At 73.1% G+C, this 13,285-nt stretch carries 12 protein-coding genes; 6 read left to right on the plus strand and 6 right to left on the minus strand.

All coding sequences use genetic code 11. The features are described 5' to 3' along the window. Nucleotides 1-549 precede the first annotated feature (549 nt). From CFP66_RS29675 to CFP66_RS29690, 4 genes are all read left to right on the plus strand, one after another. Entirely contained in the window at nt 550-1,386 is an 837-nt protein-coding gene (locus CFP66_RS29675; RefSeq protein ID WP_094928650.1) for a tRNA (adenine-N1)-methyltransferase, read from the plus strand. Between the two features lie 162 nt (nt 1,387-1,548). After that, nucleotides 1,549-3,363 (plus strand): proteasome ATPase, encoded by a 1,815-nt coding sequence (arc, locus tag CFP66_RS29680; protein WP_094928525.1) that lies wholly within the window; start codon nt 1,549-1,551, stop codon nt 3,361-3,363. Nucleotides 3,364-3,436: 73 nt separating this feature from the next. After that, on the plus strand, nt 3,437-4,273 hold the full coding sequence (locus CFP66_RS29685; protein ID WP_094928526.1) for an alpha/beta fold hydrolase: 837 nt from the start codon (nt 3,437-3,439) through the stop codon (nt 4,271-4,273). 32 nt (nt 4,274-4,305) lie between these two features. Then, nucleotides 4,306-4,836, plus strand: coding sequence for a dihydrofolate reductase family protein (locus CFP66_RS29690; RefSeq protein WP_233159810.1), 531 nt, complete (start codon nt 4,306-4,308; stop codon nt 4,834-4,836). Here CFP66_RS29690 and CFP66_RS29695 read toward each other — a convergent pair. Next, nucleotides 4,829-6,001 carry an MFS transporter gene (locus tag CFP66_RS29695; protein ID WP_233159811.1) on the minus strand — a complete coding sequence of 391 codons (1,173 nt, stop codon included), beginning with the start codon at nt 5,999-6,001 and terminating at the stop codon, nt 4,829-4,831. The two genes, CFP66_RS29690 and CFP66_RS29695, sit on opposite strands and share 8 nt — an antisense overlap. A gap of 53 nt (nt 6,002-6,054) precedes the next feature. Here CFP66_RS29695 and CFP66_RS29700 point away from each other — a divergent pair, with 53 nt between their 5' ends. Further along, nucleotides 6,055-6,849, plus strand: coding sequence for a helix-turn-helix transcriptional regulator (locus CFP66_RS29700; RefSeq protein WP_094928528.1), 795 nt, complete (start codon nt 6,055-6,057; stop codon nt 6,847-6,849). Continuing rightward, entirely contained in the window at nt 6,846-7,241 is a 396-nt protein-coding gene (locus CFP66_RS29705) for a VOC family protein (RefSeq protein ID WP_233159812.1), read from the plus strand. The genes CFP66_RS29700 and CFP66_RS29705 overlap by 4 nt, the downstream gene beginning before the upstream one ends. Here CFP66_RS29705 and CFP66_RS29710 read toward each other — a convergent pair. The 5 genes from CFP66_RS29710 to CFP66_RS29730 all read right to left on the minus strand — a co-directional run bounded on the left by CFP66_RS29710 (nt 7,220) and on the right by CFP66_RS29730 (nt 13,284). Continuing rightward, nucleotides 7,220-7,924, minus strand: a complete 705-nt coding sequence (locus CFP66_RS29710; RefSeq protein ID WP_094928530.1) for a helix-turn-helix domain-containing protein — start codon at nt 7,922-7,924, stop codon at nt 7,220-7,222. The two genes, CFP66_RS29705 and CFP66_RS29710, sit on opposite strands and share 22 nt — an antisense overlap. Nucleotides 7,925-8,187: 263 nt before the next feature. Next, nucleotides 8,188-10,227: a choline BCCT transporter BetT gene (gene betT, locus CFP66_RS29715; protein WP_094928531.1), complete on the minus strand. Its 2,040-nt coding sequence runs from the start codon at nt 10,225-10,227 to the stop codon at nt 8,188-8,190. A 54-nt stretch (nt 10,228-10,281) separates the two neighbouring features. After that, nucleotides 10,282-10,626, minus strand: a complete 345-nt coding sequence (locus CFP66_RS29720) for a hypothetical protein (RefSeq protein WP_094928532.1) — start codon at nt 10,624-10,626, stop codon at nt 10,282-10,284. Continuing rightward, nucleotides 10,607-11,929: an acyclic terpene utilization AtuA family protein gene (locus CFP66_RS29725; RefSeq protein WP_094928533.1), complete on the minus strand. Its 1,323-nt coding sequence runs from the start codon at nt 11,927-11,929 to the stop codon at nt 10,607-10,609. Before CFP66_RS29725 ends, CFP66_RS29720 begins: the two co-directional genes overlap by 20 nt. Beyond that, nucleotides 11,926-13,284 carry a CitMHS family transporter gene (locus tag CFP66_RS29730; protein WP_094928652.1) on the minus strand — a complete coding sequence of 453 codons (1,359 nt, stop codon included), beginning with the start codon at nt 13,282-13,284 and terminating at the stop codon, nt 11,926-11,928. Before CFP66_RS29730 ends, CFP66_RS29725 begins: the two co-directional genes overlap by 4 nt. Between the last annotated feature and the right edge of the window lies 1 nt (nt 13,285).

Consider the following 13,285-nt stretch of genomic DNA (forward strand, 5'->3'; position numbering starts at 1 on the left):
GATGGCCAGCACCAGGCAGATCCCATGGCCATCATCGGGCAGATCTCGTGACCGTCACCGGGCAGGTCTCACGGCCGCCGCTGGGCAGTTCCTACTGGCCCTTGACAATCATCGCGTGCTGATCGGTTCGAGTCGTACCTGAGGGCTGTCGCTGCGACCGTCGTGTACGGCTCGCCGCGGTCACCCCTGCTGATCCTTCCGAACGGCACCTCCGTGCTCTCGCCGCGCCGGCCGGTCGCCTCTGATCGTCGTGAGTCGCGCAGGAGCGTGGTTGGGCTGCAGTGGTGTGCTTCTCGCGGCGATCATGGCGGGCGGGTCGGGTCGGCCAGCGCGCCACCGGACCGGTTCGCGTGATCCTCGAGGGCTGTCGCGGGCCGGCCCTCGGCGCCGGAGGGCCCGGCCGCCCCGCGGGTCGTGACGGCGGGGGCGTTAGCGTTGCGCCTCGTGTCCGAACCCCGAGCCACCGCCACCGCCGACAGCGCCGACCCGGGCGCCGACCCGAGCGTCGACCCCGGCGTCGACCCGGTCGACCCCGGCCCGGCCGACGCGCTGCCCGCCCGCGGCGGCCCGTTCCGCGCAGGGGACCGGGTGCAGCTCACCGACCCGAAGGGACGTCACTACTCGCTCACCCTCGAGGCGGGCGGGCAGTACCACACGCACCGCGGCGGGCTGGCCCACGACGACCTGATCGGCAAGCCGGAGGGCAGCGTCGTCGCCTCGCCGGTCGGCACGCCCTACCTCGCGCTGCGCCCGCGCCTGGCCGACTACGTGCTGTCCATGCCGCGTGGGGCGCAGGTGATCTACCCGAAGGACGCCGCCCAGATCCTGATGTGGGGCGACGTGTTCCCCGGGGCCCGGGTGCTGGAGGCCGGCGCCGGATCGGGCGCGCTGACCTGCTCGCTCCTGCAGGCCGTCGGGCCCGACGGCGCCGTGGTGTCCTACGAGGTCCGCGACGACCACGCCGAGCACGCGGAACGCAACGTCGGCAAGTTCTTCGGCCGCCACCCCGAGAACTGGACGCTGCGGGTGACCGACCTCGCCGCGCACGACGCGCCCGACGAGCGGTTCGACCGCGTGGTCCTGGACATGCTCGCCCCGTGGGAGCACCTGGAGACGGTGTCGCGCGCGCTCATCCCCGGGGGCGTGCTGGTGGGCTACGTCGCCACGACCACGCAGCTGTCGCGCCTCGTGGAGGATCTGCGCAGCCAGCAGTGCTGGACCGAGCCGCAGGCGTGGGAGTGCCTCGTGCGCCCGTGGCACGTGGTCGGCCTCGCGGTGCGCCCGGACCACCGGATGCAGGGGCACACGGCGTTCCTCGTGACGGCACGCCGTCTCGCCGAGGGTGTCGTCCCGCCGCGGCCGCAGCGCCGTCCGACGAGTCGATGAGGCCGACTGGCTGAACGGCGCGCCTCCTGGCGGTGACCGGATCAACACGAGAGCCTGGCGTCAAGGTGCGTCCGGCTGAGTGGTGGATCACCGGTTCGTCGCACGGGTCCTGGCCCCTGTTGGCAGGTACCGTATGGAAACGGAACACGGAGGGAGGTTGCCGTGAACCCCTACGACGGTCCCGGCAGGCGTGAACCAGGTGATCGCGGCGAGCTCAGTCCCGCCGAGGCCGCCGCACAGATCCGCTTCCTCGAGGAGGAAGTGGCCTTGCTCCGCCGCAAGCTCACCGAGTCCCCGCGGCATGCGCGCGTCCTCGAGCAGCGTCTCGCAGAGTCGGCCAGCCGGCTCGCGCAGCTCTCCGCGCGCAACGAGAAGCTCACCGAGACCCTCAAGGAGGCGCGCGGCCAGCTCGTGGCCCTCCGCGAGGAGGTCGACCGGTTGGCCCAGCCGCCCAGCGGCTACGGGGTCTTCCTCACCCGCTACCCCGACGAGACCGTCGACGTGTTCACGTCGGGCCGCCGGATGCGCGTCGCGGTGTCGCCCGCCGTCGAGACGGCCGAGCTGAGCAGCGGCCAGACGGTGCGGCTCAACGAGGCACTCACCGTGGTCGAGGCGGGCGAGTACGACCGCATCGGCGAGGTGTGCGGTCTGCGCGAGGTGCTCTCCGAACCCACCGAGGACGGGGTCGCGGGCCGTGCGCTGGTGGTCGGGCACGCCGACGAGGAGCGGGTGGTGTGGCTGGCCGCTCCGCTGTTCGCCGGCCCGGACAACCCCGACGTGGTGGCGCTCAAGCCCGGCGACTCGCTGCTGGTGGACACGAAGGCCGGTTACGCCTACGAGCGGGTGCCCAAGGCCGAGGTCGAGGATCTGGTCCTCGAGGAGGTCCCCGACGTCGACTACTCCGACATCGGTGGCCTGTTCCGCCAGATCGAGCAGATCCGCGACGCCGTGGAGCTGCCGTTCCTGCACGCCGAGCTGTTCACCGAGTACGAGCTGCGCCCACCCAAGGGTGTGCTGCTCTACGGGCCTCCCGGCTGCGGCAAGACGTTGATCGCCAAGGCGGTGGCCAACTCACTGGCCAAGAAGGTAGCCGCCGTTCGGGGGGACAACCCCGAGGACGGTCGTGCGTTCTTCCTCAACATCAAGGGCCCCGAGCTGCTCAACAAGTTCGTGGGCGAGACCGAGCGGCACATCCGGCTGATCTTCCAGCGGGCCCGGGAGAAGGCCTCGGCCGGCACCCCGGTGATCGTGTTCTTCGACGAGATGGATTCGATCTTCCGCACCCGCGGCTCGGGCGTGTCCTCCGACGTCGAGACCACGATCGTGCCGCAGCTCCTGGCGGAGATCGACGGTGTCGAGGGCTTGGAGAACGTCATCGTCATCGGCGCCTCCAACCGCGAGGACATGATCGACCCCGCGATCCTGCGGCCGGGCCGCCTGGACGTGAAGATCAAGATCGAGCGGCCGGACGCCGAGGCGGCGCAGGACATCTTCTCGAAGTACATCACCGAGACGCTGCCGATCCACGCCGACGACATCGCCGAGTTCGGCGGCAACCGCAAGGCCTGCATCGACGCGATGATCCAGCGGATCGTCGAGCGGATGTACGACGAGACGGAGGAGAACCGGTTCCTCGAGGTCACCTACGCCAACGGCGACAAGGAGACCCTGTACTTCAAGGACTTCAACTCCGGCGCGATGATCCAGAACATCGTGGACCGGTCGAAGAAGTCGGCGATCAAGTCGGTGCTCGAGACCGGCCAGCCGGGGCTGCGCGTGCAGCACCTGCTGGACGCGATCGTCGACGAGTTCGCGGAGAACGAGGACCTGCCCAACACCACCAACCCGGACGACTGGGCGCGCATCTCCGGCAAGAAGGGGGAGCGGATCGTCTACATCCGCACCCTCGTCACGGGGAAGAACGCCGAGACCGGCCGCGCGATCGACACCGCATCCAACACCGGCCAGTACCTGTAGCTCCGGTGTCCGACGGCCCGGTTCCCGCTCCGGCGGGGCCGGGCCGTCGGCGTGTGGCGCTACCGTCGCCGCCATGACGAGCGAGCGGGAGGTGCGCCTGCGCGACGGGCGCACGCTGCGGGTCCACGACACCGGCGGGGACGGCGTGCTGACGGTGGTCTGGCACCACGGCTCGCCCCAGACCGGGGCGCTGCTCCCGCCGCTCGTGGAGATGGCTGCTGAGCGCGACGTCCGGCTGGTGTCCTACGGCAGGCCCGCGTACGGCGGATCGAGCCCGTTGCCGGGCCGGGACGTCGCGTCGGCGGGCCACGACGTGGCACAGCTGGCCGATGCCCTCGGCGTCGACCGGTTCGCGGTGATGGGGGCGTCCGGCGGTGGCCCGCACGCGCTGGCCTGCGCCGCCGTGGCCCCGCAGCGGGTCACCGGCGTCGTCTGCCTGGCCGGGATCGCGCCGTTCACCGGGGAGGAGGCCTGGTTCGCGGGCATGGCGTCCGACGGTGGCCTGCGCGCGGCGACGGCGGGCCGCGCGGCCCGGGCCCGCTACGCCGAGCGCGAGGAGTTCGATCCGGCGAGCTTCACGGCCGCCGACCGGGCCGCGCTCGAGGGCACCTGGGCGTCGTTGGGGGAGGACGCCCAGCGCGCCGGGGCTGCCGGCCCCGAGGGCCTGATCGACGACGATCTCGCGTTCGTCGCGCCGTGGGGAGTCGACCTGGCGGCGATCACCGCGCCGGTCCTGCTGGTGCAGGGCGGGCAGGATCGCGTGGTGCCACCCGCCCACGCCGATCTGCTCGCCCGCGGGCTCGCCCGCTCGCAGCTGTGGCTGCGGCCCGACGACGGGCACGTCTCCGTCCTCGATGCCTGCCCGGCCGCCCTGGACCGGCTCGTGGCCCAACGAACGACCACCTCCTAGGGGGGCAGCTCGTGGCACTGGTGCACACAGGCATGACCATGTCGTTGGACGGCTTCGTCGCCGACCGCAGGGGTGGCACGGCGCGATTGTCCGACCCTGCCGCTGCCGGCGGCAGTGAGTACATGGACGCGCTGATCCGAGCCACCGGCGCGGTCGTCATGGGCAGGCGGACCTTCGCGATGGCCGAGGATCCGGACTGGTTCGTCGGCAACTACGAGTTCCAGGTCCCGATCTTCGTGCTCACCCACACGCCGCCGCCGGTCATGCCCGCCCAGGACGGGCGGTTGACCTTCACGTTCGTGACCGACGGGATCGCCTCGGCGATCGCCCAGGCGAAGGCGGCCGCCGGGGACCGTGTGGTCCAGGCGCTCGGCGCCAGCGTGGTCCAGCAGGTCCTGCGCGCCGGGCTCGCCGACGAGCTGCACGTCGACGTGGCACCGGTGTTGCTGGGCGAGGGGCTGCGGCTCTTCGACGACCCGGATCTGGAGGGGGTCGCGCTCGAGAAGGTCGGCGTGCAGGAGGTCGGGGGGTTCACCTCGCTCCGGTTCCGGGTCGTCACGTAGCGAGCGGCGTCAGGTGCTGGCCGGGCTCTCGCAGCGTGCGCAGGAGCAGCCACCCCAGTGCCGGCAGCACGATCAGCGGGGCGAGCGCCACCTGGAGGGAGCTCTGGTCGGCCACGGCACCGATGAGCGGGCTGGCGATGCCGCCGATGCTGACGGTCAGGCCCAGGGTCACACCGCTCGCCGTGCCGACGCGCCGGGGCAGGAAGTCCTGGCCCAGCGTGATGTGCAGGGAGAAGGGCACGTAGAGGCAGGCAGAGGTCAGCGCCACGCAGGCGAACAGGAGCGGGCCGGGGACGAACACCACGCCCGCGACCGCGGGGCCGGCAAGCGCGTAGGACCAGCGCACCACCGCCACGCGGCCCCAGCGGGTGGCGAGCCTGCCCCCGAGCACGGTTCCCACGGCTCCGCCGAGGTACAGCACGAACAGCGCAGCGGTGCCGGCGAGCGCACCACCGCCGGTGCGCTGCTGGGCGTAGAGCGACAGGAACGCGCTCAGCCCGACGAAGACGACCGAGCGGCAGACGACGGCGCCCGAGAGCCTGCCGAACGAGGCCCAGTCGTCGGTGCCCGCGGCCCGGCCCGCGACCCGGGCGCCGGTGGACCGGGCGGCGGCCCGCACCCCGGCAACGCACGCGAGGGCGCCCAGGAGCGCGGGCACGATCAGCAGCGGGGACGCGCCGAGGCCACCGACGGCGACCACCGCGGCCACGAGCAGCGGCGCGGCGGCGAATCCGATGTTGCCGCCGAGGGAGAACCAGCTCATCGCCGTGTGGCTCCCGCCGCTCGCGGCCCGCGCCACGCGCGCCGCTTCCGGGTGGTAGGCCGCGACCCCGATCCCGGACACCGCGATCAGCGCCAGGGTCAGCGGGTAGGAGTGGCCGACGCCGGCGAACGCCACGCCGAGGCCGGCCACCAGCGTGCTCACCGGCAGCAGCCAGGGCAGCGGCCACCGATCGGTCAGCGCACCGAACAGCGGCTGCACCACCGACGACAGCAGGGACGCGGCGAGGACGAGACCGGCCGCCGCGGCGTAGGTGTAGGCGCGTTCGGACACGAAGTAGGGCACCAGGGCGGCCACTGCGCCCTGGTAGACGTCCACGCACGCGTGTCCCGAGGACAGCAGGGCGATCGGTCGGGTGCGGGTGGCGGATCGGAGCGGGGGCACGCACCGATCATCACGGCGACCCGCGTGTCGCACTTCCGATAAAGTGCCAAGTCATGCCGGAAGCCCGCCACCAGCCGGAGGCCCCGACCCGGGTCCAGTCCCTGGCCGCCGGTACGAGCATCGACGCCCACCGCCACGACGACCACCAGATCCTCTACGCGGGCTCCGGCGTGCTGGCGATCACCACCGGTGCCGGCACCTGGTTCGCGCCGGGCACGCGTGCGATCTGGGTTCCGGCGGGCACCGTCCACGCCCATCGCGCCCACGGCCACCTGGACCTGCACATGCTGGGGCTGCCGGCGGACGAGAACCCGCTCGGCCTGGCCGCGCCCACCGTGCTGGAGGTGGGGCCGCTACTGCGCGAGCTGATCCGCGCCTACACGCGCGCCCCGCACGACGACGGGCCCGCGCGCGGCCGGCTGCGCGCGGTCCTGCTCGACGAACTGCGTGCCTCCCCGCAGCGCCCGGTGCACCTGCCCGAGCCCACCGACCCCCGCCTGGCCGCCGTGTGCGATGTCCTGCGCCACGATCCCGCCGACAGGCGGACGCTGGCCGCGCTCGGCGCGGAGGCCGGCGCGGGCGAGCGCACCCTGTCGCGCCTCTTCCGCACCGAGTTCGGCATGAGCTTCCCGCAGTGGCGCACCCAGCTGCGTCTCTACCACGCGCTGCGGATGCTGGCCGACGGCGCGGCGGTGACGACGGTGGCCCACCGCTGCGGCTGGGCGTCCACGAGCGCGTTCATCGACGTGTTCCGCCGCACCTACGGCCACACCCCGGGCGCGCACACGAGCCGTGTCCGATCCGTTCATGACGGCGGGGCACCACCCCGCCTACCGTCGCGGCCATGACGATGGAGGCAAAGCTGGACGCGGTCGGCGTGGTGGTCGCCGACATGGCGAAGACGCTGGCGTTCTACCGGGCTCTCGGGCTGGCCGTGCCCGACGGTGCCGAGAACCAGCCGCACGTGGAGGTGCTGCTCGGCGGCGGCATGCGGCTGATGTTCGACACCGAGGACACGGTCCGCTCGTTCCACCCTGACTGGAAGCCGGTCGTGGGCGCCGGACGGATCGCCCTGGCCGTGGCCGACGCCGCCGCGGTGGACGCCGGGTACGCGGAGCTCACCGCGGCAGGCCACCACGGCGAGCTGGCGCCGTTCGACGCCCCGTGGGGGCAGCGCTACGCCTGCGTGCAGGATCCGGACGGCAACGGCGTGGACCTCTACGCGCCTCTGGGCAGCTGACTCGGCGCCACCCCGGCCAGTGCCCGGACCTCCCGCGACAGGTGCGGCTGGTCCGCGTAGCCGGCCACGGCGGCGGCCTGCGCGATCGGCACGCCGTCGTAGAGCAGCGCGGCGGCCCGCCGGAAGCGCAGGACGCGGCGCAGGACGGCCGGGCCGTAACCGAACGCCGCGAGGCAGCGGCGGTGCAGTGAGCGCTCGGTCCAGCCCAGGCGGTCGGCGGTGGCGCGGGCGGAGGCGCCGGCGTCGAGGTGGGTGGTGACCACCCGCAGGGCGGCCTCGGCGGGCGAGCCGGGCAGCGCCGCCGTCAACGCGAGGAGCACCGGGACGGGGGAGTGCCCCTGCTCCAGACGGGCGCGCGCCCGCCGCGCGAGCTCCGGACGCACCGCCTCCAGCGGCACCCGCTGATCGCGTACCTCGATGGCCGGCACCCCGAGCAGTGCCGGTAGCCGGCCGGGTGCGAAGCGCAGGCCCGCCCCGACGTCGCCGGGCTCGCGCTGCGCCGGGTGCGGGCCGGTGTCGGGTCCGGCGACGAGCAGCTCGCGACCCGTCCAGACGAGGTCCATGCAGCCGTCGGGCAGCACCTGCTGGACGCCGGCCGGCGCGTCGGCACCGACCCGCACCAGCCAGGCGCACTCCACCTCGCCCCGCAGCGCGACCGGCGGCAGGACCTCGCGGTAACCCACCCGGCAACGGTAACCCCGCCCCCTGACGGCTCGAGCCGTCCCCCGCCGCCCACACGATCGGTGCGAGATCCAGCTCAACGCCCTCGCAAGGGCGGAAAGCTCGATCTCGCCGCGATCAAGTACCCAAGATCTTTCCGAGATCGAGCTGAGCGCCCTCTCCGGGGCGAAGACCGCGATCTCGGATCGATCTACGTGGTCAGGGCGCCCGCCTCGACGGAGACCAGCCGCCGGGCAGCCGTGGCCTCGTCGGTGCCGCCCTAGGGTCAGCTGCCGACCTGCTGGACCCGGACGAACTCGAGGTGGCGTTCGTACTGGTCGAGGATGTCGTCGATCAGCTGCCCGTAGGTGTAGCCCATGACGTCGTAGCCCTGGCCGCCTTCCCGCAGGTGCACCTCGAGGCGGCAGTAGGTGTCGGTGCCCTTCGGGAACGCGGGCCCGTAGACGGGCACGGGTGCTTCGCGCGGCCGCACCTGGTACCGGAACGGATTCTCCTCGCCGAGGTCGGCGGCCAGCTCGACGAAGCGCGTGCCGTCCTCGGCGTGATCCTGCTGGGCCCGTGCCTGCACCCCACGCTCCTGCAGGTGGGTGGCCACCTCCTCCACGGCGGGCAGCGCCACCTCGGTCAGGAACTCCTCGGCGCGCTCGGTCCCGGGGAACGACATCGCCCGGTCGAGCCGCTGCCGCCAGCCCGGATCGCCGTGCCGGTGGCCGTCGGGCGTGCTGCGCCCGGACAGCGACGAGCGCAGGCTCTGCTGCTGGCTCTCCGCGTGCAGGGCCTCCAGCCGCAGCGCCTTGTACAGGCCGTACATCACGAGCACGAGCACGAACGCGAACGGCAACCCCATGATGATGGTGGCGTTCTGCAGCGCGGGCACACCGCCGACGACGAGCATGCCGATGGTGAGCAGGCCCGTGGCCACCGCCCAGAAGATGCGCACCCACGGCGCCCCGTCGGAGCGCACGGTCTCCAGGTGCGAGGTCAGGTTGCTCATCACCAGCGCGGCCGAGTCGGCCGAGGTCACGTAGAAGAGCAGCCCGACGAAGGTGGCCACCGCGGCGATGACCGTGACCCCCGGGTACTGGGCGAGGAGCTCGTAGAAGCCCTGCGCGTTGTTGGCCACCGTGTTCTCCCCGAACGCGGTGTTGCCGTCGCGCATGGTGTCGATCGCGCTGTTCCCGAAGATCGAGATCCACATCACGATGTAGGTGAACGGGATGACCAGCGTGCCGGCCACGAACTCGCGGATGGTGCGCCCGCGGGAGATCCGGGCCAGGAACAGCCCCACGAAGGACGCCCACGCGATCCACCACGCCCAGAAGAACAGCGTCCACGCGTTGAGCCACTCGACCGGCCGGTCGTAGGCGAAGGTCTGCATCGTCATGCCGGGGAAGGAGCTGACGAAGTCGCCGACGTTCTGCACGATCCCGTTGAGCAGGAACACGGTGTCGCCCACGACGAGGATGTAGAGGGCCAGCCCGATCGCGAGCAGCACGTTGAGCTGGGACAGCAGCTTGATGCCCCGGTCGACGCCGCTGACCGCCGAGACGGTGGCGATGGCGACCGCGACGGCCACCAGGCCGACCTGCGCCGCCGTCCCCTCGGGGATCCCGAAGAGGAAGAAGAGCCCGTAATTGAGCAGCACCACGCCGATGCCGAGCGACGCGGCGACCCCGAAGATGGTGCCGAGCACCGCGGCGAGGTCGACGGCGTTGCCGATCCCGCCGTGGATCCGCTTGCCGAACACCGGGTACAGCGCGGACCGGATGGCGAGGGGCAGGTTCCGCCGGTACGCGAAGTAGGCCAGCGCCATGCCCATCAGCGCGTACATGCCCCATCCGCTGATCCCGTAGTGGAACAGCGTCCACACCACGGCGTCCTCGGCCGCCGCCAGGGTGGCGCCCTCGCCCCGCGGCGGGGTGAGGTACTGCGTCACCGGCTCGGCGACGGCGAAGAACATCAGGTCGGTGCCGATGCCGGCGGCGAACAGCATCGACGCCCAGGCGAACGTGCTGAACTCCGGGCGTGAGTGCTCCGGCCCGAGCCGGGTCCGCCCCAGGCGGGACGCGCCCACGACGATCACGAAGACCAGGATCACGGTCGAGAGCAGGATGTAGAACCAGCCGAACCACTCCGAGATCCAGCCCACCACCGCGCCGATGGTGTCGGCGGCGGCGGTCGGGGCGATGATCGCCCAGAGTGCGATGACGAGGGTCACGGCGGCCGAGCCGTAGAAGACCACCGGCTTGATCCGGGTGCTCGGCCCCGCTGCCGTTGCCGCCGCGTCAGACCCGCTCGCGTCCATCGAGCCTCCTCGCTCCGCCACGGCACTGCGCCGCCGTGGAACCGGCGCAGCTTCTCATGCCGGGGGTCGGCTGCGAAGGATTTCGTCCGGGCCGGGCAGCTCCAGCGCGAGCAGCCGCGAGCTCAGCGACTTGCCGTGGGTGTCGAGGGCGAGCGAGGTGGTGACGCCGCCGTCGCGGATGCCGGTGCACACGAACTGCAGGGCCGCCAGCAGCGGCAGCTCGAACCGGCGCACCTCGCCGTCGACGTAGCGGGCGAGCTGGATGCGCACGCGCTCGGCGGTGAGCTCCCGGACGAGCAGCGGGTAGTCCGCGTCGTGGTACGGGATCACCGACAGGGTGGCGACGTTGCCCTTGTCGCCCGCCCGGCAGTGGGCGAGCTCATGCAGCCGGACGGGCACCGCCGGCCTCCAGGATCGTGACGTCGGGTGTGACGGTCTCGCGGGGGACGAGTGTGGACACGACCCCGATGACCTCGCCGGTGGACACGCGCACGCCGCCGCCACCGGCCGGGCCGTTCGTGTAGAGCGCCTCCACCTCGTGGCCGATGGTGTCGAGCACGTCCGCGTCGTCGGCGAGGGCCGCGACCCGGACCCGGCACTCGGCGTGCTCGTCGGACCCGGGAGGCGCCACGCCGAGCACGTCGATCCGCGGGCGCACCGCCACGCCGGCCAGCCGGGCGGCGAGGACGTCGGCGGCGAGTGCGGCACGCCGGTCGGCGCGGGGCCCGGAGTAGGAGATCTCCGCCTCGACCTTGTGGCCCGCCCGGTACCCGACGCTGACCTTGAGCCGGTCCGGCCGGGCCCGCCCGACCGCGCCGTCGACGCGGACCCGGTCCGGCCCGACCTGGTGCACGTGGACGCCGCGCAGGTCCAGCACGACGTCGGGGGTGCGGTAGCCGGTGGGGTCGGTGATCTCGTAGAGCAGCTGCTCGCACACGGTGGCGCGGTCGAGCACGCCGCCCGTGCCGGGCAGCTTGCGGTACTCGGCGCTGCCGTCGGCGCGGACGTCGGCGTAGGGGAAGCCCAGGCTCGCCAGCCCCGGCACGTCCTTCACCCCCGGGTCGGCGAAGTAGCCCCCGGTGAGCTGGCCCGCGCACTCGAGCAGGTGCCCGACCAGCGTGCCCGCGGCGGCGAAGGCGGGGTCGGTGAGGTCGCCCCCGAGGCGGTGTGCGAGCGGGGCCAGGAACAGCGACGGGTCGGCCACGCGCCCGGTGACCACGACCAGCGCCCCGGAGCCGAGCGCGGGCACCAGCGCGTCCGCCCCGAGGTAGGCGTTGGCCGACACCACCTCGCCGTGCGCGCGCAGCGGACGGCCGTCCTCGAGCGCGGGGGCGTCCAGGTCGAGCCGGGCCAGGACGTCGTCACCGGTCACGACGGCGACCCGGGCCCGCGCACCGAGCCCGGCGAGCAGGTCGCGGGTGATCCGCCCGGCGGCCTGGGGGTTCGCCGCGCCCATGTTGGTGATCACCCGGACGTCGTTCGCCACCGCCACCGGCAGCAGCCGCTCGAACCGGGCGCGCAGCCGGGGGTCGTGGCCCGCCTCCGGGTCGCGCAGCCTGCGCTGCTGGCCGAGCGCGATCGTGCGCTCGGCCAGGCACTCCAGGACGATGTCGTCGAGCCCCGCCCGCTCGGCCAGCTCCACGGCGGGCTCGAGGCGGTCCCCCGCGAAGCCCGCGCCACTGCCGATCCGCACGCTCCTCATGCCCCTCCCGAGAGCGAGATGGCGCCGGTGGCCAGCGCCACCACCGTCATCACCAGCGTGGTGCCGAAGGCCCACCCGAATACCTTGCGCTGGTGCGCGCCCAGATCCACGCCGGCCATGCCGACCAGGATGAACGTCGACGCGGTGAGCGGGCTGAGCGGGAACCCGGTCGTCATCTGCCCGAGGATCGCCGCACGCGCCACCTCGGCCGGATCGCCGCCCAACGCCGCTGTGGTCTCGGCGAGCACCGGCAGGACGCCGAAGTAGTAGGCGTCGGGGGTGAACACCAGGCTCAGCGGCATGCTCGTGACGGCGACGAGCAGCGGCAGCACGCCGCCGGCGCCGCCGGGCACCATGCCCACGAGCGCCCGCGCCATCGCCTCGATCATCCCGGTGCCGCCGAGCACGCCGGTGAACACGCCCGCGGCGAAGATCATGGTCGTGACCAGCACGACGTTGTGCCCGTGCCGGTCGAACAGGTCCTTCTGCGCCGCCCAGCCCGGCCGGTTGACCAGCAGCGCGAGCACGAACGCCAGCACGAAGACGACCGGCAGCTCGGCGAGCTGGGCCAGCAGCACCGCCACCAGCGCGAGCGTGAGCACCACGTTGAGCCAGAAGCGGACCCGCTCGACGCGGGTCCGCGGCGGTGTGACGTCCGCGCGCGCGGCGCCCGGGGCGTCCGCCGGCCGGGCGCCGGTCGCGGCGTCGTCCGGCGCCGGGTCGTCGGCCGGGAGGGACACGCTCCCCACCCGGGCGCGCTCCTTGCGCCCGATCAGGAAGGCCGCGACGAGCACCCAGACGACGCCTGCACCCATGGCCGGCAGCACCGGGAGGAAGAGCTCGCTGCTGTCGAGCCCGAGTGCGGCCATCGCCCGCGCGGTCGGTCCGCCCCACGGCACCATGTTCATCACGCCGGCGCCGAGGCAGATCACCGCGGTGAGCACCAGCGGGCGCATCCCCAGCCGGCGGTAGATCGGCAGCATCGCGGACACCATGATCAGGAACGTCGACGCCCCGTCGCCGTCGAGCGCGACGAGCAGGGTGAGGACCGCGGTGCCGACAGTGATCTTCAGCGGGTCGCCGCCCGCCCAGCGGACCACGCGGCGCACCGCCGGGTCGAACAGCCCGGCGTCGACCATGAGACTGAAGTACAGCACCGCGAACGTGATCATGATCGCGACCGGGGCGACGGTCTCGAGGCCGTCGACGACCAGCTCGCCGATCCGACCACCCGCACCCACGGCGACGGCCGCAAGGATCGGCAGCACGGTCAGCGCGATGAACACCGACACGCGCCGGGACAGCACGGCCACCAGGAAGGCGGCGATCGTCAGGAATCCGGTCGCGGCGAGCATC

It is taken from the genome of Pseudonocardia sp. MH-G8 (assembly GCF_002262885.1).
Lineage (GTDB): Bacteria > Actinomycetota > Actinomycetes > Mycobacteriales > Pseudonocardiaceae > Pseudonocardia.